Below are 19,393 nucleotides of genomic sequence, written 5' to 3' on the forward strand. Positions count from 1 at the left end.
ACAAATGATAGCATTTTCTCAGGTTTTCTAGTAAAATTTGAAATCAGGAGGGAGAGTCACCCCCCGAGAGTTTTCTGGTCCTCAGAAAGAGGATACCCAGACCATACATTTATACCAACCATGTGTTATGACAACCTGCTAAAATATTGGGCAGAAAAATATGCCCCACAAATGGCATCCTGGGCCTTCAGACAACCCATTACGACCCCGGTTGAAATCTTAAAAACTGAACTCTCCGTCGAACCGATTCGGGCGGATTCAGTTATTTTCCTAAAAAGCGGTCCCGAAATTCAGCATTTAGAATTTCAAACGAGAGTTCCGCAAAATAGGCCGATGCCGATCCGGATGTGCAGCTATTCCATTCGGTTACAGTGGGAATATGAACTGCCCGTCAGACAAGTCTTGATTTGGCTAGTTCCCACCAGTAATCAGGCGGTATTCGAGACCGAATTTCGGACCGAATTCACCCACCACCGATATCAGGTCATTCGGTTATGGGAAGAATCCCCCGAACCTTTACTGGAGAATAATGCCTTACTGCCACTGGCCGTTTTATGCGCCACCCAGAACCCCACGGAACTCTTGAGTCAAGTGGCTCAAGAAGTGGGTAAAATACAGGATACAGACCTGCGACAGGAAATTGCAGCCTGCACTCAAATTTTAGCGGGGTTGCGGTTTGACAAACAGTTAATATCCACCATGTTCAGGGAGGAAGTTATGCAAGAATCTGTAGTCTATCAAGACATTCTGCAAAAGGGAATCGCCCAAGGATTAGAGCAGGGCGAAAAACAAGGGGAATTGGCGGTAATTTTGCGCCTGCTTCATCGCTTTTGTGGGCCGCTTAATCCGGAGATTGAGTCGCGAATTCAGTCTTTAAGTAAGCCGCAATTACAGGAGTTGAGTGAAGCGTTATTAGACTTTACCAACTTGGCGGATTTACAGCAGTGGCTGGATTCTCATTAAAGTCCAATTGGGGCAATTGAAAAAATTGCCCCAACCCCATCAGGGAATATTTTGTTCGCTTATGGGGTTTGCTTAGGCGGTGACTGGATGCGACGGATGGCATTTTCCAGGATGTCTCGGTAGGCTTTGGGGTCCGGTGGCGGGGGTGCATTGCCGTGGATTCCGGGGGCTTTGGAGTAATCAGAAATAATATTCCCAGACATGGCATCCATTGCATCGCGGATCGTTGTGCGAGATTCACACCAATCAGCGATCGCATCGGACATTTCTTCCTTATCCTCCGGCAAACTCTTGCACAATTGTTCCAATTCCCCTTGGCAGTCCGCAAATAAAGGCGGTTGGGTTTCTACCAAAGTTAGAAAGTTTTGCATAATTTGGTCTTCCAGTGACATGATTTTGCTCCTAAGCACCAATAGCACAAAATCCCGCCCAGTAATAAGGCGAGGCAAAGGGTTTAGCCGTTGCCTCCATTATACTAAAACGGCGAAGCTGTTGCCGATAGGTAGAGCGTAAGTTGAGCTGACTCGACCACTGCTGCAACATTTCCGCCGTCGCATCCCGCAACCAGATTTGGGCCTGTTTCAGCGCCAGGGTAACGGTTTCACCCTGTTTGACATTTTGGTAAAAGCGAATCATCAGCAAGGCGGTGGATAAATCATTCACCGTCCACAGGGAACAGACGACATTGGGGGAACCGGCCAAAATAAACCCACTGGGTAACCCGATATATTCATCACTGGTGGAGGTGAAGTCAGTGATGCCGGTTTCGCAAGCGGAGAGGGTGACGAGACGGCAATGGGTGAGGTCGAGGCGTAAGATATCTTCGATAGTCAGGCATTTCCCCAAGTCGAGGAGATTGCCATTTTGGAGGGGAATATAACGGCTTTGGTCCTCATGGGGTGGCGGTGGGGTAAATTCGCTCTTAGCCAGAATTAGGGCGGATTTGAGGGCATCTTCAAAGTTGAAATAGCCGTGACAGGAGAAGTGAGTGCAGTGGGCATTTTTCAACTTATCCCCATCGAGAATCGCGGCTTTTTCCGCTTGGTCATGTTTGAGGACTTGGTGGGGGTTAAATAGAGATTGAATGGCGGCGACTTCGATATCGGTAAAGTCGAGGTCTTGGGTGGGGTTTTGGATGGCAAAGAGTTGGTTAAAGTCGGGACGTTGGTTGATGCGTTTTTTGGCTTGTTTCAACACTTGGCAGTTGGGCGCATAATTCACTCCCTTGGGGAAGAGTTCCTGTAGGGTTTGACGCTGATTCTCTCCTGCGGCAACAGGTAAAGCATGGAGGGGGAACAGGTGCAGGAAGAGGTGAGGGATGAGGATGAGTTTTTTGCAGTTGGGGAATTTTTCCCACAGGTTTTGCAGGATTTCATCCAGATGCAGGATTTGAACCAGGGTTTCTAGGCGTTGGGTGAGGTCTTCTCTCCATTGGCTGTTGTTATCGATATAGTCGTCAATATAGGAAACTGTCCAGTCGGTGAGGTTTTGTCGGTCTTCCTGGGAAGATGTCCAGAGGTTAAGGGTTTGTTTGGTGAGGGTGAAGGTGAGGAATTTGTCCTGCAAGACAAACCATTGTAGGATGACGGTTTCATTGTCAAGGAGAGATTGAATCTCCGAGAAATTCAACGGTTTATAGGGATATTTGGCTTGGAATTCGTCCCGCAGTTGACTGATATGGGTATAGTCTGGGTTGGGGTCTTGTTTGAGGCGGCGGTCTTCTTCAGAAATAGCTTGACGCAGTTCTTGCAAACGTTGGCGGACTTCGACGGGAATTTCTCCGCCTGGGTATGCGTCACGGGTGGCGATGAGTTCTGTTAGGTTGCGGGCTTTGCTGCGATCGGCATATTCAATGGCATCCTGGTATCTGCTCAATTCTAGGCAAACTTCTACCATACCAATATAAGGTCCAGTCCATTTTTCATTCAGTTTCCGTTTAGCTTCATCTCCAGAGATAATCTCCCCGCGCAGGTATTCCACCGCATCTAGTGCCTGGTCAAAGGTATTGTAAGCATTTTCGAGAGTCTTGTGTTTCTTTTTGGGGTCGTTGGTGTAATGTTGAGATTGCTGTTGGTAGGTAACACCGAGGTTACATAAGGTTTCAACATGGTCTTCGGGAAAAGCCTTACGGGTTCTAACTTCTAATGCGAGTTGATAGGCAGCGATCGCCTTTTCCAGGTTATCATCCCGTTCCCCTTGGATGCGGTCACTATAAACAATAGCCAGATTATTTTGAGTCAGCGCCCATTCGTAGGGAAAAGCGTCATGGGTATAAACTTCTAAGGCAAGTTCTAATGCCGCGATCGCCTTTTCCAGGTTATCAGCCCGTTCCCCTTTGATGCGGTTACGGTAGGCACTCGCTAGATTATTTTGAGTCCTTGCCCATTTTTCGGGAAAAGCCTCACGGGTATAAACCGCTAATGCGAGTTGATAGGCAGCGAGCGCTTTTTCCAGGTTATCAGCCCGTTTCCCTTTGATGCAGTTACGGTAGGCATTACCCAGATTATTTTGAGTCAGAGCCCATTTTTCGGGAAAAGCGTCATGGGTATAAAGTTCTAAGGCAAGTTCTAATGCCGCGATCGCCTTTTCCAGGTTATCAGCCCGTTCCCCTTTGATGCGGTTACGGTAGGCAGTAGCCAGATTATTTTGAGTCGCTGCCCATTGTTCGGGAAAAGCCTCACGGGTTCTAACGCATAAGGCTAGTTGATAGGTAGAGATCGCCTTTTCCAAATTATCAGCCCGTTCCCCTTTGATTCGGTTACGGTAGGCACTACCCAGATTATTGTGAATAGTTGCCCATTGTTCGGGAAAAGCGTCACGGGTATAAACTTCTAAGGCGACTTGATAGGCAGCGATCGCCTTTTCCAGGTTATCAGCCTGTTCCCCTTTGATGCGGTTATAGTAGGCAGCAGCCAGATTATTTTGAGTCGCTGCCCATTGTTCGGGAAAAGCCTCACGGGTTCTAACGCCTAAGGCGAGTTGATAGGCAGCGATCGCCTGTTCTAGGTTATTAGCCCGTTCCCCTTTGATGCGGTTACGGTAGGCTTCACCCACATTATTTTGAGTCCTTGCCCATTCTTCGGGAAAAGCGTCATGAGTATGAACTTTTAAAGCGAGTTGATAGGCAGCGATCGCCTTTTCCAGGTTATCAGCCCGTTCCCCTTTGATGCGGTATAAGTAGGCATTACCCAGATTATTTTGCGTCGTTGCCCAGGCATAGGGAAAAGCCTCACGGGTATAAACTTCTAAGGTGATTTGACAGGCTGCGATGGCGATTTCTAAGTTATCTGCCCGACGACCTCGGGGAAATTGTTGAATTAAATTGGTAAAATTGACAATATCTGCGGCAATGCCTGCGGCTTCTTCGATTTCAATTTTAGAAAATTTATCCCTTGCCCAATCTGTTAATATCTGGGCTAAGTTCAAGTCTAATTTATCTAAGTTCTGCCTGAAGAGGGGGAAAACCGCTGTTGAATTACCGTTGCTATCGGATGTGGCTTGCAGCACTTCCATCAAAAACTGTAAATACTCTTCCGGGGTGGCGTTACCCAGGGTTTTCCCCCGGCCTAAAAACGCCGTCATCTCCTGCGCCACATTCCGCAAAAACTGCGCCTGATTGTCTTGTCCCGCCTCCTGCAACTGCGCCGCCTCCTGTTCACAGACCTGCACAAACTCCGCATCCACCAATTCTATGGATTGGTTGAGGATATTGTTTTCCTCCCCACTCGGACAGGTGAGGAGTTGTTGAATCAGAGAGAGATAAGCCTGGACTCGTTGTTCATCTCTTCTTAGGAGAGCAGTTTGCAGCTTGGAAGGTTGAATATTTAGGTTTTCTAAAACCCGAATTGCGAGAGGATCTTTGCCTTGTAATAAACCCAATAGTAGATGTTCTGTCCTGATTTTATCACTACCCAATCTTTGAGCTTCTTGGGCTGCAAATTCTACTAATTGTTTAACGTCAGACGTAAAAGAAATCTGTACTGTCACTGCCCCAGAACCACGACCAATTATTCTTTCAACTTCTTGACGAGCAGCTTTCAGCTTAATATCTTGTTCTGCAAAAATCTGAGCAGCAACTCCTGTGCCTTCGCCAATTAATCCTAAAAGAATTTGTTCTGTTCCCACAAAGTTATGACCTAGGCGTCGGGCTTCTTCTTGTGCTAGGAGCATGACTTTGATGGCTTTATCGTTGAAACGTTCAATCATTGTTTTCTCAACCATTGTTTTCAGGGATAGTGATTGTATGAGTTAGGCCAGAAAATATTGCTTTACTACCAACTCCATATTTTTCCGCATCACCTGATGTACTGCTACCGCATCGCCACCATTTTCCTTTTCGGCTTGTAGTAGTTTTTGGCAAAATTGTAGTAATGCCCCTTCCTGATTTTCTCCAGTCCCCTGCCTCGCCAAAAACGCCCCCACCTGTTGTGCCACATTCTGCAAAAACCCTGCATCATTCTCTCGCCAGGCCCCCTGCAACTGTGCCGCCACCTGTTCACACACCTGCACAAACCCCTCATCCACCCACTCCCCATGACGGTTGAGGATTTGGTTTTCCTCCCCATCCGGACAGTTGAGGAGTTGTTGAATCAGGGACAGATAAGCCTGCATTCGTTGTTCGTTCATAGTGGCGCATCGGGTAGGGGATAGACCCCGATTTTACCCCATTCCTGCCACTCAGAAACCGGGTTTGTTTCTTAAATCTTTGTGAAGGAATAGAGATACTGCCAGAAACCCGGTTTCTTTTCCCACACCGAACTGCCAGAAACCGAATATCTTCCCTGATCAAGATGATTTATAATGATTCTTAGACTCAAATCACCTTAAAACTCAACCTTTCCCATGACCCCGCAATCCACCCAAAATCAACCCCAGGAAATCGAAGCACGAGTCACAAGTCTGGAACTCGAACTCACTCAAATTAAACAAATCTTAGCCACTGTCACCCCCCCACAAAAACCCTGGTGGGAACGCATTGCGGGGAGTCACGCCAATGATTCTACATTTGAAGCGGTGATTCAACTCGGCCAAGAATGGCGCAAAACTGCCCAATAAAGTGATTCAAATCTGATGTATATTTTGGAGGGTGACCATCTGAGTCTCATTGAACTCTCTAGTGCAACACAGTTTCTCCGAGTCTCTTTAAGGGAAATACCGATAAAAGTCCCTACGGTGCAGAACTCGCATCAGTTCTATCTGGTCTCCATTGACCTCAAAACCAATCCGATAATTGCCAACTCGGATACGATATCGGTTGGATGCTCCCGCTAAAGCTTTAACATTCGGTAACTCTTGAAGAGATGCTGTTTCTGGTAAGGTGGTGAAAACCAATTCATAAATTTATGAATAAATTTCCTGTTTATTGAGCTTTTTTAAATCTTTCAAAAACAGGGTCCTATACTCAATATTCAATCTTCATCGTCTCCTAAAAATTCAAGGGCTTGCTGGCGGCTGAGAAGCGGGGTTTCTTTTGCTTCATCCATTGCTTTATTTAGGCAATAGTCTTCGATATTTTCTGTCATGGTTTCGAGGGAGGGGTTGTCTTGAGGGAGAATTTGCCTCCACAAATCAATTGGAACAACGACAGCCGTTAGCTTGCCCTCTGAATCGGTGATATATCCAACTTCTTGGGGATTCATGCCTTTTATGTCTCCTTGGGTTCTCAATAGTGCTAGTTTAAGTTATATTGACCTAGAGAAGGAATAGAGGATGCCAGAATATGAGTTTATTTTAACATTTAATCTGCCAGATGCTCAGAGCAATCCCGAGGATTACTTGGAGAGTTTAGCCACCGTCGGCTGTGATGATGCTTTAATTGGAATCGGTAAACGGGGAAAGATTGCCCTTGATTTTATTCGGGAATCTTCATCGGCTCAAGAAGCGGTTGACAGCGCGATCGCCCAGGTGGTTTTGGCTATTCCCCACGCTGTTTTTCTTAACCTCAGTCCAGATTTTATAAGTCTAACGGAAGTTGGGCAGGATTTACGCAGATTTTGAGGATTTAAACTCAATGTAGAGGCGATTCGCGAATCGCCTCTACATTGAGTAGACATTTTTAAAGGAATGCGAGCATCTTGCTCGCTAGAAGAGTAGCGAGCAAGATGCTCGCACTCCAAAGTCCATATCCTCACCATCGTAATCTGTACCTCACCGGGTCGCAGAAACCCTGTTTCTTATCTTCTAAGAATTAGAAGGTTCTAACCGAATCTCACCGGCGTTGGTGGATGTGCGATAGACCCAGGTTTGGTCTTCGTGAGAGATGACGACTCGCCAGCCTTCTACTAGCATTTCCACACAACCCTCGTTGGGGTCGGGGAGTCCTAAGCAATTATTGGGCCAGGTTTTGCGTTCTTCTTCCTGGATCTCCAGTTGGTTTTTCGGGAGGTGCGATCGCGCGGAGGCTTCTTCCATCACCGCCTCGAATACCTCCGGCGGTAGGTTCCCGCTATAGATATATTGATCCTCTAACCGAATCTCTTCGGCTTCTAAGGAGGTTCGATATACCCACTTGTGTCCGTTCTCTTGATTTTCGATGACAACTCGCCACCCTTCTACTTTGGCTAGGCTGCATAATTCGTCGGGTTCGGCGATGCCGAGGCAGCCATTCGGCCAAGTGTGCTTTTCAGCTTGGACGATTTGGAGTTGGTAGGGGGAAATTCCTGTCTGTTCTGAGGCGGCTTCTTTGACCGCTGTTTTTACGGAATCGGTTAATGTTATAAGAGTTTGGCTCATGGTTAACCTCTGATAAATTGGGAGCTTTGTATTCGGTAGCCTCTGATCCCCATGTTAGAAGTGAATTTTAAAAACCTGGTGAAATTTCGGAGGGATTCTGCTTTTTTATGCCTTTAGGTATAGGCCACCTTCCCTAGGTTGGGCTAATTTATACTCCCCTAGACATCAGAAAAAGCCCCACTTTTCGAGGGGATGGGGTTTTTCCTAATTAAAAAGCCGAGGGTGATTTTCCTCGGCTTTTTGGGAATTTATTTTTCTGTTCAATGAGACGTAAAACCACATAAAATCGGGTTCATTCATCCCTAAATCATCCTCCTTATGAATTGATTAAGGTCTACCTGTTCAGGTAGTGGTGGGGGTGGTTTCTTGCCAATCAAAGATGCGCTCTAGTTGGTCGATGGTGACAAATCCATACTGCCAGAGCACCATCGGTAAGGTGCTGTAGTCTAGTTCGCGACTATGTAGGCCAAAAGTCCCGCAAATCCTCTCGGCGAAAGCGATCGACGCGGTGGAAATGGCGAGTTCTTCTTGCAGAAATCGGATAAATTGAGAATAGGTTGCCGGGGCCATAAGAACTATCACCTCCTCTGTTATTCCTCCTAATTGTGGTTGGAATCTGTTAGAGATGGGGTAGCGGAGTAGCTACTTTGCCATCTGTCCATTCTGGGATGCGATCGCCTATAAAAACATCAGCCCAGATTGCCGCAGATTTTATGACGACTTATTACTAATGCAGCATATCTAGCTGACAATGGCATCCGAAAATTTACCGAATTCCAATCATAAGGCGGCATTTGCCGCCTTATGACAGTCTGATTTTTGTCTGCTTGGAGTTCTCTACAGAGGAGGAAGACTCAACTGGGGTGGTCTCACCCTCTTAAAAACTCCGAACCGCATGACTCAGCTTTAAGTAGTTTATTCCCACTCGATAGTTCCAGGCGGTTTGGAGGTGATGTCATAAACCACCCGATTCACCCCGCGCACTTCATTGACGATGCGGTTAGAAATCGTTTCCAACAAGTCGTAAGGAACCCGCGACCAATCTGCGGTCATGCCATCTTCACTGGACACTAACCGCAATACGATGGGATAGGCATAAGTCCGTTGGTCCCCCATGACTCCCACACTGCGGATGGGTAACAAGACGGCAAACGCTTGCCAAAAATCATGGTAGAGTCCCTGGCGATTAATTTCCTGGCGCACTACATAATCGGCATCTCGCAGGATATCTAATCGTTCTGCGGTGACTTCCCCGAGGATGCGAATCGCTAACCCAGGACCGGGGAAGGGGTGACGTTGCACGATTTCCTCGGGTAACCCAATCGATCGCCCGACTTTGCGGACTTCATCTTTAAAGAGTTTCCGCAGGGGTTCCACCAATTTAAAACAGAGGTCGTCTGGTAAACCGCCGACGTTGTGATGACTCTTGATTTTGACTGCCACCCGTTGACCTGGTTGGGAGGGAATGCTGGTATCTGCCGACTCAATCACATCGGGGTAAAGAGTACCTTGGGCGAGAAAATCGAAGGGTCCCAGACGTTTGGATTCTTCTTCAAACACCCGGATGAACTCATGTCCAATCCGTTTGCGCTTTTCTTCGGGGTCGGTAATGCCGTCAATTTGAGCCAAGAAGCGATCGCGGGCATTGACGTAGGCAACGGGAATATGAAATTGCTCTTGAAACAGCTTGACTAACCGTTCTGGTTCATATTTCCGCATGAACCCTTGATCGATAAACATACAGGTCAGTTGGTCCCCGATCGCCTTGTGCAACAGGAACGCCAAGGTGGAAGAATCCACCCCACCGGATAACGCTAATAATACCCGACGGTCCCCGACTTGAGCACGAATATCTTTAATCGATTCTTCGACGAAGGTGGCCGTCGTCCAGGTGGGTTGACATTCGCAAATATGATAGACAAAATTGCGAATCAGGGGCATTCCCCCTTGGGAATGGACGACTTCCGGATGAAACTGGACGCCATATAATTGCTTCTCATGGTTGGCGACGGCAGCACATTCAGTATTCTCTGTATGCGCCAGTCGTTCAAACCCTTCTGGCATCCGCAGTACCGAGTCACCATGACTCATCCACATGGTGGAACCTTCCTCCACATTGGTGAGCAAATCCGTGGGGTCGTCAATGTACAGGGATGCTTTGCCATATTCTGCGCGTTCTGCCTGTGCCACATGGCCCCCAAGCTGCTGCACCATCAGTTGCATTCCATAGCAGACCCCGAGGACTGGGATACCCAGATGCCAAATTTCTGGGTCACACAGGGGTGCACCTTCATCGTAAACCGAATTAGGCCCCCCGGATAAGATAATCCCTTTGGGATTGAGTTTTCGTAAGGTTTCGGCGTCAGTGCGATGGGACAGAACTTCAGAATAAACTTGGGTTTCACGAATCCGACGGGCAATCAGTTCGGAATACTGGGAACCAAAGTCTAAAATCAGAATGGTCTCGCGGTCAATCACGGGGCGATCGCGTTGGTCTTCGACAGATTCACTAATTGGACTTTGTGGAGTTGGCGTTTGGGTAGTCGTCACGGGTCAATCCTAATGGGTTGGGTGTTAGGCGGAAAATTGATGAACTCAGGACTTACGCACAAGAAAGCAGAATTCTAACGATTGGGTCATCCCCTTAAAAATATCCTGGGGAGGTAAGTCCTGGAATTGGAGGGTTAAGATTAATTTTACCTCCTCTATTTGCTTTTTTTTATTGAGAAATTTAGGATTAAATACCCCATTCTTCAGGATTTCATCTAAGATTAAGCCCACCTGATGGTTCCCTCCCCTTCGCAAGGAGAAGGTTAGGGTGGGGTCCACCCCTTAAAAGGCAAGGATAGGTTTGTACGCTGAGGGTAATTTGCCTAAGATTAAATACACTTCCGGTCCCCTCCCCTTGGCAAGGGGAGGGTTAGGGTGGGGTTCTTCTTTGCAAGGGGAGGGTTAGGGTGGGGTTCTTCTGACGTGGCGATTCCCTACGGGATAGCTCCGCTTACCGCCACGTCACGCACTATGATACGGAATCCGGTTGTGATAGGTCTATAAAACCCCGCAGGCTGAAGCCCGGAGGCTACACGGACAAAGCCCGCCTGCGCGGGCTCAAGAGAAAACCGATTTTTACCAACCGGATTTGGTATGAACAGCGATCGCGCCTGTATGGAGGCTGGGGAACCCTCTTTCTTCCTGACGTGGCAAAGCCACCTCAGAAGGACCCCACCCTAGCCCTCCCCTTAGCAAGGGGAGGGGACCGGAAGTGTTGTATGTCCTAACCCTTCCCGGTGTCTTGGGGTAGGCGATCGCCAAGTCCGATCGCCCTGCAAAGCAATTCTCAGGAACCCAGGCGGATGAACAAGTCCGCTAAGGGAGACCCCTTAACCGGCTGTAGGTCTATGCCGGGGTCGATCGCCGGTGCCGGTGAACTCAGGGAAATGGACTGTAACCGCTGGAACAGGGGTTTTCCTGCGAGGGTGACTAATCGCAGAACCGGGAAGCGACGGGTTAAGCTCTCTTCAGAGGCCAACCAATCTAGGTAGAAATAGCCGTAATTGGATTGGGGAAGGGGAGCGATCGCACTCTGAAAGCCTGGATTACTCACGATCGAACCCGTTGTCGGGGCATCGATCGCCGCTGTTAAGGTTTCTAGGGAACTGGCAAAAATTTCATAAGCCCCAATTTCGGTATGCACGGCGCGAACATCAGCGGCAATCTGTAACGGTTTGGTCCCTTTTGCTTTGGTGGGGACGGGTTTGGTGGTTAATTTGGTCCAGGTGGAAATCGGGCGATTCCCCCAGGAAACGGGCCCGACGCTGAACCCTTGTTCTTGGGCGATCGCATCTAACTGCTCAATTCCTTTTAGGGCAGTTTCCCCAGATTTCTGGGCGACGAAAATCCAAGCCAACCCTGGATTGGCTTCGTTTTCTACGGCAGTTTGGGGTAACAAGCCGATCGCATATTCCCCTTGCACCCAGCTAAAAATCGCCTCGGGTAAATCCAATCCCCAGCGCGATCGCACTGTAGCAACGGGTTTTCGCAGAATTTGGCCCATCGCCCCCGATTCGGGAAATCCTGCTTCCAGGGCCAACCACAAGTGATTCAAGTCGGCACCGGCGATGGTAAAAGCAGTCTGGGAGGGCAAATATTGTAATGCCTGGACAGGTCCCAATAAACTGGGCAAACTCGTCGCCCATTCGGTGGAGGTGGTGCCATTCCAGATGGTATGGGCCAGCAGTCCCTGCCGGTTTAAGCCCAGGGCAATTCCTAAGCTGGGGGAGTTTTCGGCGGCGAGGACGCGCTCAGAGGGGGGTTTGAGGCCGGTTTCCCCTGGGCGATCGCTAATCCAGGCGGTAAATTGCTCGACATTAATAAAACTTAGCCCAATTCCCGTGGAGGCCATATTGGCGACTGCCTCTTGATAGGCGGGATTTCCCTTCAGGTTAAGGTTTTGAGCTTGGACGTTATTAATCGCATCCCGCAGCACTTTCGGATGATTGGCAAACAAGACAAAGCGATCGCCCACCACCGCCGAGGCCCAATTTCCGCCGGAGTCTGCATTGCTAGGAGTTTGGCGATAAATCAGCTTCACCCCTTGATAATTTTCGACGGCAACCTCTACCCCATTACTGGCATTCTGGGACCACAATACCTCTAAAAAATCCCGGCTGCGCTGGGGACTTTTCGTTTCCACCGCGAGTAAATATCCCGCTTGCCGTCCATTCCCCTGTTCGCGATCGAAGTCGGAACTGGTGACGGCAAAGGTAATCTCATCCCCCAGCCAAGGTTCAATATCCTTGTGATAGTTTAAATCCGTATTGGCGAGGACACCCTTTTTAATCTTGTCAAATTCCTCCCGGACCTGACCCCGCAATTTGGGGGCGACTGCCAAGCGTCCTACATTCTCTAATTTGTCCACATTCACTAATAGAGAGGTCATCAGGGGCGCTTGGCGGGGAACAAACATGGCTGCCTCTACCCGGGTTTCGACAGGTTCGCGCAATAAGGCGACGGGTCCGGTAGCCAGGATTTCATAGAAGCCCCCGATACCGAGGAGGCAGAGGACCAGGGCCACTGCCCCTAACACCGTGAAAAATAAGTTTCGATTCATCATTATCAATAAGAGTTAAGCGTAACGGGCGTTTACCGATTAGTTTATCGGGTTTCCGGGGTGGGTAGGATACCGGGTGAGCGTCGATATTCTCTTCTAGCCTGCGTAGGCAGGCTTTGTCCGTATAGCCCCACCCTTGAGGGTGTGGGTTTTTTCTCAATACCCGAGGGACTCTTCCAGGATACTCCTTCCGGTGCCGGTGGCTCCTAGATCTGGCGAGGGGTCATCAGGCTAATTGCCCTCATCTATTTACAACTATTGTCAATAAACTAGCAAGAAAGGGCAAAATAATATCATAGATTGGCAAGATTACTTACTAATTTTGTCAATAGACCCCAAATGGGCCAGGGGGAGTTAGAAAAAGTCATAAATTTTTAAAATCATTGTACACCAAGGGTTATGAGAGTTTTATCCGGAAGGCTAAGGGAGATTTTTGCCAGAAGAGGCTAAGCTTCCCCCAACTCTCTAACCTATTGATTTACAAGGGTTTTTCGGATTTCTGGACGGAAAGGAGGGGGGTTGCCTAGTCGGGACTACTCAAAAAAGTATTTTTTAAACTATTGAATATTACTGTCAATAAATGTATGATGAGTTCGGTCAAAACCCAGAGATTACCTGGATCCTTGATTCACTTCAAGGATCCGGTTGATGAAGTCTGGCCCCCAGAATCGCGGAGTAGCGGATCAAGGGATAGGGTCTCAGGGCCCACCGGGAAAGTGGGATGGAGATAAAAGAGCGATCGCAATGCTAGAGAGTGGGGTTTAAGGAGAGAGTGTGAGACAAGAGCATTTATTCAATAGTCTATGGATGGCAAGCACAATTGCCCTCGTGGCAGCGGGTCCCCTGTCTGCACAGGTGGCACTGATTACCGGGGTTCGCCTCAATCCAACCCCAACGGGAGTGGAGGTGGTTTTAGAAACCCTGGCGGGAGGAACGCCGGAAGTGTTGACTTCTCAGGACGGGGAAACGTTTATTGCTGATATTGTTAACGCCCAATTGCGCTTACCCGGTGGGGAAAATTTTCTGGCAGATAACCCGATTGAGGGGATTAGTGCGATCGCCGTGACAGCGGTGGAAGGAAACCAAGTGCGAGTCACCGTCACCGGCGCAACCGCTGTCCCTGTCACCGATTTGGTGGTGGAAAATGGACAAATTGGGTTGCGTGTCACCCCCTCGGCGGAAACCGTAACCGTTCCACCCCCACCCACAGAGACAGAAACATCCCCGGAAACGGAAACGGAGTCGGAGACAGTGCCTACAGATGGAGAGAGTCCCGAAACATCCCCGGAAACGGAGTCTGAGACAGTACCTGCCGATGGAGAGATTATTGAACTGATTGTGACAGCAACCCGGATCGCCGAACAAATTACAGACGTTCCGGCCTCGATTTCCGTGGTGGGGGAAGAAAAAATCGCAGAACAAACCCGACTAACGCGAGATTTGGGAACCATTCTGTCTCAGGAAGTGCCGGGATTGTCCGTGGGGACTCAAAGTGCGAGTACCTTCGGCCAAACCTTGCGGGGTCGGAATATTAGTGTGATTATTGATGGAGTACCGCAGTCTACAAACCGCAACGCCGCCCGGGATTTGCGGACCATTGACCCCTCGGCGATCGAACGGGTGGAAGTGCTACGAGGACCGACTGCAATTTATGGCGATGGGGCAACCGGCGGCGTAATTAATATTATTACGAAGCGCGGCAGAGGCGAGGGTCTGCAAGCGGAAACCACGGTAGATCTCAATGCTTTTCCTACCAATGTAGGTGAGACCTTTGGGCAAAATATCCAGCAATCCTTTTCCGGCAATTTCGATAATTTTGATTTTGCTCTGAATGGCTCTTTTAGCAACTCCGATGCCCAGTTTGATGCTCAAGGCGATCGCATCCCCCCAGATCCGAACGGTCAAGGGGGACTCAGTGATACGACTACGCTCAACCTATTGAGCAAAGTCGGTTTTAACTTTACCGACTCCCAACGTATCCAACTGACGTTAAATTACTTTCGCGATAATCAAGATACCGATTACACCAGCGATCCCATTGTTAATACTATTCCCGGACGACAACAATCGCGGACACGCCGGGGACTGGACCTAGACGAATCGCAAAAAACCGAGACTCTCAATGCGAGTCTGGACTATTCTCACAATGACATCTTGGGCAGCAGCGTTCAGGGGCAGATTTACTATCGGGATTACTTTACCCGCTTCTTTCCGTTTGATGCCCGCACTTTTGCCAATTTGGGGAATACAATATTTCAATCCCGCGTAGAATCGGAAAAATACGGCGCAAGGTTGCAAATTGATACGCCCATCGTTGATGCAGAACGCGCGAACTTACTTTGGGGGGTAGATTTAGTTCGGGAAAATACCGAACAGCCGGTGTCTATTTTTGATCCCGTGGCCTTTGATAACAGTAATGGACTGGTTTATGACAAAACCGGCAATCGCACCTGGGCACCGCTACAGCGACAGAATAATATAGGATTATTCGGACAACTCAAGTGGAATGTCAGCGATCGCCTGGTGCTGCGAGGTGGGGTGCGTCATGAACGAATTACAGTGGATGTAAATGATTACACGACCCTCGCCGGGAACCGCATTGAAGGCGGCGAACTCGATTATAATGCTACAGTTTTTAATGTGGGTGGCGTGGTTTATCCTACGGAAAGAATCAGCCTTTTTGCTGGGTTTTCTCAAGGATTTTCGATCGCTGATGTTGGGTTTGTCTTGCGAAGTGCACCGGCTGGATTTACCGTAGAGCAACTCAATCCAGAAGCGCAAAAAGTCAATAACTACGAAATCGGCATTCGCGGAAATTACGCCAGGGTGCAAGCTTCCCTAGCTGGATTTTATAATACATCCAATCTGGGCACCAGCTTTAACCAAGAAAATTACGAAATCGTCCGTGCACCGGAACGAGTGTATGGGGTAGAATTTGCCCTGGATGCCCAACCCAGTGATGCCTGGGCATTAGGAACTTCGTTTACTTGGAGTGAAGGCGGTGCAGATTTTAATGAGGATGATGACTATGAATCTCCCTTAAATGGGTTTCGGATTTCGCCGATAAAAATTACGGCTTATCTGGAAAATGAATCGCTTCCTGGATGGCGCAATCGTCTCCAAGCGTTGTATTCCGGAACTCGCAATCCCACGGGTCAAAGTTTTGGTTTGGGAGAAGTGGAGAGTTACTTTACTTTGGATTTCATCAGTAGTTTAAATATTGGGCGGGGTCGTCTCGTTTTGGGGGTGGAAAATTTATTAAATACGGAGTATTTTCCAGTAGTTTCTCAGCTCCAAGGGTTGGATACCGGCTATACAGCAGCGCGAGGGCGAAGCATTCGCTTAGGGTATTCTTTTAGTTGGTAAGGGGAGAGGAACGGTAACCCTGGGAATTGCGATCGCGGATGAATCACAACAGGTTCGGAGGCGATCGCACTCACCAAATTTGCTCAACACCTTTCAGCATCAGGATTCGGGGTAATCCCGAGAGACTCGGAATTTTTTTGGAGCTATTGCTAAAGTTTCTCAAGAGTAGTATGCTAAATAACAATTGAAAATTACTCTCAATTATTATTTAGCATCCTGTCCAACAAATTAGAGGAATCAAACCGTGGTAAATCATATCGATAAAAGCTTTCATGACCAGGAACCGGACGTTACCTTACTCCCACAAGCTGATTACCAGCCTTTAGTATCTAAGAATCAATCGCAACAGTATTTAAAGCGGCAGGCGCAGCGAGAATCCAACGCCCGCAGCTATCCCCGGCGGATTCCCATTGCTATTCGGGAAGCGAAAGGAGTGTTTATTACCGATACCGATGGCAATCAGTATTTGGACTGTTTAGCAGGGGCAGGAACCTTGGCATTAGGACATAATCATCCGGTGGCGATCGCCGCCATGCGAGAGGTTCTCGATAGTAGTCTCCCGTTGCATACCTTAGACCTCACAACGCCGGTAAAAGACCAATTTGTCGAGGAGTTGTTTGCCAGTTTACCCGCAGGGTTTGCCCGGAATGCCCGCATCCAGTTTTGTGGACCGACAGGGGCCGACGCCACGGAAGCGGCAGTTAAGCTAGTCAAGACGGCAACAGGTCGGCGGAGTATGCTATCGTTTCACGGCGGTTATCATGGAATGACGCATGGGGCGTTAAGTTTGACGGGAAACCTTGCACCAAAACAGCAAGTTGCGAATTTGATGCCGGAGGTTCATTTTCTCCCCTATCCCTATAATTATCGCTGTCCGTTTGGTATCGGGGGTGAGTTTGGACATCGCCTCAGCAGTCATTATATTGAGCATATTCTCACAGATCCAGAAAGTGGGATTACACCCCCTGCCGGGATGATTCTGGAAATGGTCCAAGGGGAAGGCGGGGCGATTCCAGCCCCTGATCGCTGGGTGAGAGAGATTCGCCGGATTACGCGAGATCGCGGCATCCCCCTGATTGTGGATGAAATTCAGACAGGGTGGGGTCGGACGGGGAAACTCTATGCCTTTGAACACGCGGGGATTGTTCCCGATGTGGTGTTGTTATCGAAGGCGATCGGGGGGAGTTTGCCGTTATCGGTGGTGTTGTATCACAAAGATTTGGATAAATGGACTCCCGGCGCACACGCGGGAACATTCCGAGGTAATCAGATGGCGATGGCGGCAGGATTGGCGACCCTGCGGTACATTCAGGATTTTGGCTTGGTGGATCGGGCGCATGAATTGGGCGATCGCCTCATGGGTCATTTGCGGCAATTGCAAGGGGATTCCCGTTGTATCGGTGAGGTGCGCGGACGGGGGTTAATGGTGGGGGTGGAAATCGTGAATACCGACGCTACAGCCTGCGATCGCGGCAGTTATCCAGCCCATACCTTACTAGCGCGGCGCATCCAATCGGAATGTCTGAGTCGGGGGTTGATTTTGGAATTGGGGGGTCGTCATGGTTCGGTGGTGCGGTTTTTACCGCCCTTGATTATCACCGCCGAGCAAATTGACCAAGTTTGTGAGATATTTGCCGCAGCGGTGAAGGCAGCAGAAGGGCTAATGTCGGAACAGTTAGCAGAGGTAAGCTAATGTTAGAGGTAGAACAAAAAGGGGCGATCGCATCGGAGGATCGGCGGTGGGATAGCTGTTTTCTGACGGATTCTGAGGGGAGTATCGAGGCGTATCGGCAGGCGATCGCGGATGCGGCAGAGGAGGTGATTCACCAGTTTGCCAGTCGGAAACAGCCCTATAGTGGTGCGACGCCGATTGAGTTGGTGGCAGGGTTGGCAGGGACGGAGATTTGTCCGGAGAATCCAAAATTATTAGGAGAAATTCTTAAGAATGTGGGGGAAAAGGCGATCGCGCATTCCGTGGTTGTCACCCATCCTTGCTGTATCGCACATTTACATTGTCCTCCCTTGATTCCGGCGTTAGCAGCAGAGGTGTTGATTTCAGCAACCAATCAATCGATGGATTCCTGGGACCAAAGTCCGGCAGCAACGGTTTTGGAACAGCAATTAACAAACTGGTTATGCAGTGAATTTGGCTATGATGCGGCAGCAGATGGCATCTTCACCAGTGGCGGAACCCAGTCGAATTTTATGGGGATGTTACTGGCGCGCGATCGCTATGCAAAACAAGCATTAAATTGGTCAATTCAGCAGCAAGGATTACCCCCGCAAGCGCATCAATGGCGCATTTTATGTTCGGATGTGGCACATTTTACGATTCGCCAATCTTGTGCGTTATTAGGATTGGGAGAAAAAGCAGTGATTCCTGTAGAGACGGACGAAAATTACCGATTATCTCCCGATGCAGTTCGGGTGAAATTAGCAGAATTGCAGGAACAAGGATTAACGGCGATCGCGATTGTGGCAACCGTTGGAACTACGGATTTTGGCAGTATTGATCCGTTGCTTCCCTTGGCAGAAATTGCTCAAAAAACCGGGTTGTGGTTGCACGTTGATGCTGCTTATGGGGGGGCTTTGGTAATGAGCGATCGGTATCGCCCCCAACTGGCAGGAATCGATTTGGCAGATTCAATTACTGTAGACTTTCATAAGTTATTTTATCAGCCGATTAGCTGTGGGGCATTTTTGCTCAGAAATAAGTCTAATTTTGACTTAATAAAACTCCACGCCGATTATCTTAACCCCGAAACCAACGAAGCCGAAGGAATTCCCGATCTAGTTACAAAATCCATTCAAACTACTCGGCGATTTGATGCCCTAAAACTCTGCATTTCTTTACAGGCATTGGGACGAAAAAAGTTTGGTGAAATGATAGAAACAACTATTGAACTGGCAGCAGCAGCAGGCGAGATGATTCGCGCCGATTCCCAATTAGAACTCGCCACTATTCCAACCCTGAATGCGGTAGTTTTTCGCTACAGTTCCGGGAAGCTAGAACAGGATAAGTGGATTAATTCCCAAATTCGCTTAACTTTGCTGCAACGGGGGGAAGTTGTGCTGGCGCAAACCTGCATTGCCGGGAATACTTATCTCAAATTTACCTTACTCAATCCTCGGACTACCCTCGCTGATATCGGGAGAATTCTCGACAGAGTGAAGCAAGTCGGGACTGAATTCAGTTTCTCTTTGTCGAACTAGCCACCCTTC

15 protein-coding genes are annotated in these 19,393 nt (G+C 48.7%); 6 read left to right on the top strand and 9 right to left on the bottom strand.

The genetic code is table 11. The features are described from left to right. Window positions 1-120: 120 nt before the first annotated feature. The gene (locus tag NG792_RS02500; protein ID WP_261234396.1) at window positions 121-963 is read left to right on the top strand and encodes a DUF4351 domain-containing protein; all 843 of its coding nucleotides are present in this window, start codon (window positions 121-123) and stop codon (window positions 961-963) included. Between the two features lie 59 nt (window positions 964-1,022). On the opposite strand, the gene NG792_RS02505 is transcribed toward NG792_RS02500, so the two are convergent. Genes NG792_RS02505 through NG792_RS02515 form a run of 3 tightly spaced genes read right to left on the bottom strand, consistent with a single transcriptional unit; the run spans window position 1,023 to window position 5,589 of the window. Further along, window positions 1,023-1,355, bottom strand: coding sequence for a hypothetical protein (locus NG792_RS02505; RefSeq protein ID WP_261234397.1), 333 nt, complete (start codon window positions 1,353-1,355; stop codon window positions 1,023-1,025). A gap of 10 nt (window positions 1,356-1,365) precedes the next feature. Continuing rightward, a complete protein-coding gene (locus NG792_RS02510) occupies window positions 1,366-5,169 on the bottom strand; it encodes a CHAT domain-containing protein (protein ID WP_261234398.1) in 3,804 nt (1,267 codons plus the stop codon). A 42-nt stretch (window positions 5,170-5,211) separates the two neighbouring features. Then, on the bottom strand, window positions 5,212-5,589 hold the full coding sequence (locus NG792_RS02515) for a hypothetical protein (RefSeq protein ID WP_261207016.1): 378 nt from the start codon (window positions 5,587-5,589) through the stop codon (window positions 5,212-5,214). Window positions 5,590-5,805: 216 nt separating this feature from the next. Between NG792_RS02515 and NG792_RS02520 the strand changes: the two genes are divergently transcribed. Further along, window positions 5,806-6,018, top strand: coding sequence for a hypothetical protein (locus NG792_RS02520; RefSeq protein ID WP_261234399.1), 213 nt, complete (start codon window positions 5,806-5,808; stop codon window positions 6,016-6,018). A gap of 87 nt (window positions 6,019-6,105) precedes the next feature. Here NG792_RS02520 and NG792_RS29070 read toward each other — a convergent pair whose 3' ends face one another. Further along, window positions 6,106-6,294 (bottom strand): type II toxin-antitoxin system RelE family toxin, encoded by a 189-nt coding sequence (locus NG792_RS29070; protein ID WP_353961701.1) that lies wholly within the window; start codon window positions 6,292-6,294, stop codon window positions 6,106-6,108. A 77-nt stretch (window positions 6,295-6,371) separates the two neighbouring features. Further along, window positions 6,372-6,602, bottom strand: coding sequence for a RelB antitoxin-like protein (locus NG792_RS02525; RefSeq protein ID WP_261207022.1), 231 nt, complete (start codon window positions 6,600-6,602; stop codon window positions 6,372-6,374). 70 nt (window positions 6,603-6,672) lie between these two features. Between NG792_RS02525 and NG792_RS02530 the strand changes: the two genes are divergently transcribed. After that, window positions 6,673-6,960, top strand: a complete 288-nt coding sequence (locus NG792_RS02530; protein ID WP_261234400.1) for a DNA-binding protein — start codon at window positions 6,673-6,675, stop codon at window positions 6,958-6,960. A gap of 183 nt (window positions 6,961-7,143) precedes the next feature. Here NG792_RS02530 and NG792_RS02535 read toward each other — a convergent pair whose 3' ends face one another. The 4 genes from NG792_RS02535 to NG792_RS02550 all read right to left on the bottom strand — a co-directional run bounded on the left by NG792_RS02535 (window position 7,144) and on the right by NG792_RS02550 (window position 12,808). Continuing rightward, complete coding sequence (locus NG792_RS02535; protein ID WP_261234401.1) at window positions 7,144-7,695, bottom strand: DUF8738 domain-containing protein; 552 nt, start codon at window positions 7,693-7,695, stop codon at window positions 7,144-7,146. Between the two features lie 342 nt (window positions 7,696-8,037). Then, the gene (locus NG792_RS02540) at window positions 8,038-8,265 is read right to left on the bottom strand and encodes a DUF2949 domain-containing protein (protein ID WP_015151158.1); all 228 of its coding nucleotides are present in this window, start codon (window positions 8,263-8,265) and stop codon (window positions 8,038-8,040) included. A gap of 345 nt (window positions 8,266-8,610) precedes the next feature. Continuing rightward, entirely contained in the window at window positions 8,611-10,245 is a 1,635-nt protein-coding gene (guaA, locus tag NG792_RS02545; protein ID WP_435387555.1) for a glutamine-hydrolyzing GMP synthase, read from the bottom strand. Window positions 10,246-11,032: 787 nt separating this feature from the next. Continuing rightward, on the bottom strand, window positions 11,033-12,808 hold the full coding sequence (locus NG792_RS02550) for a DUF3352 domain-containing protein (RefSeq protein ID WP_261234402.1): 1,776 nt from the start codon (window positions 12,806-12,808) through the stop codon (window positions 11,033-11,035). Window positions 12,809-13,612: 804 nt separating this feature from the next. Here NG792_RS02550 and NG792_RS02555 point away from each other — a divergent pair. The 3 genes from NG792_RS02555 (at window position 13,613) to NG792_RS02565 (ending at window position 19,384) form a co-directional block, all read left to right on the top strand. After that, window positions 13,613-16,171 (top strand): TonB-dependent receptor domain-containing protein, encoded by a 2,559-nt coding sequence (locus NG792_RS02555; protein WP_261234403.1) that lies wholly within the window; start codon window positions 13,613-13,615, stop codon window positions 16,169-16,171. A 244-nt stretch (window positions 16,172-16,415) separates the two neighbouring features. Continuing rightward, window positions 16,416-17,864: an aspartate aminotransferase family protein gene (locus tag NG792_RS02560; protein WP_261234404.1), complete on the top strand. Its 1,449-nt coding sequence runs from the start codon at window positions 16,416-16,418 to the stop codon at window positions 17,862-17,864. Beyond that, window positions 17,864-19,384, top strand: coding sequence for a pyridoxal phosphate-dependent decarboxylase family protein (locus NG792_RS02565; RefSeq protein ID WP_261234405.1), 1,521 nt, complete (start codon window positions 17,864-17,866; stop codon window positions 19,382-19,384). The genes NG792_RS02560 and NG792_RS02565 overlap by 1 nt, the downstream gene beginning before the upstream one ends. The last annotated feature ends 9 nt before the right edge of the window (window positions 19,385-19,393 follow it).

Source organism: Laspinema olomoucense D3b, from assembly GCF_025370785.1.
Lineage (GTDB): Bacteria > Cyanobacteriota > Cyanobacteriia > Cyanobacteriales > Laspinemataceae > Laspinema > Laspinema olomoucense.

Bases quoted from the DNA above. Each gene is read 5' to 3' on its own strand.
- NG792_RS02540 (WP_015151158.1), bottom strand. From the start codon at position 8,265: ATGGCCCCGGCAACCTATTCTCAATTTATCCGATTTCTGCAAGAAGAA.
- NG792_RS02505 (WP_261234397.1), bottom strand. From the start codon at position 1,355: ATGTCACTGGAAGACCAAATTATGCAAAACTTTCTAACTTTGGTAGAA.
- NG792_RS02515 (WP_261207016.1), bottom strand. From the start codon at position 5,589: ATGAACGAACAACGAATGCAGGCTTATCTGTCCCTGATTCAACAACTC.
- NG792_RS02550 (WP_261234402.1), bottom strand. From the start codon at position 12,808: ATGATGAATCGAAACTTATTTTTCACGGTGTTAGGGGCAGTGGCCCTG.
- NG792_RS02530 (WP_261234400.1), top strand. From the start codon at position 6,673: ATGCCAGAATATGAGTTTATTTTAACATTTAATCTGCCAGATGCTCAG.
- NG792_RS02555 (WP_261234403.1), top strand. From the start codon at position 13,613: ATGGCAAGCACAATTGCCCTCGTGGCAGCGGGTCCCCTGTCTGCACAG.
- NG792_RS02535 (WP_261234401.1), bottom strand. From the start codon at position 7,695: ATGAGCCAAACTCTTATAACATTAACCGATTCCGTAAAAACAGCGGTC.
- NG792_RS02510 (WP_261234398.1), bottom strand. From the start codon at position 5,169: ATGATTGAACGTTTCAACGATAAAGCCATCAAAGTCATGCTCCTAGCA.
- NG792_RS02565 (WP_261234405.1), top strand. From the start codon at position 17,864: ATGTTAGAGGTAGAACAAAAAGGGGCGATCGCATCGGAGGATCGGCGG.
- NG792_RS02525 (WP_261207022.1), bottom strand. From the start codon at position 6,602: ATGAATCCCCAAGAAGTTGGATATATCACCGATTCAGAGGGCAAGCTA.
- NG792_RS02500 (WP_261234396.1), top strand. From the start codon at position 121: ATGTGTTATGACAACCTGCTAAAATATTGGGCAGAAAAATATGCCCCA.
- NG792_RS02520 (WP_261234399.1), top strand. From the start codon at position 5,806: ATGACCCCGCAATCCACCCAAAATCAACCCCAGGAAATCGAAGCACGA.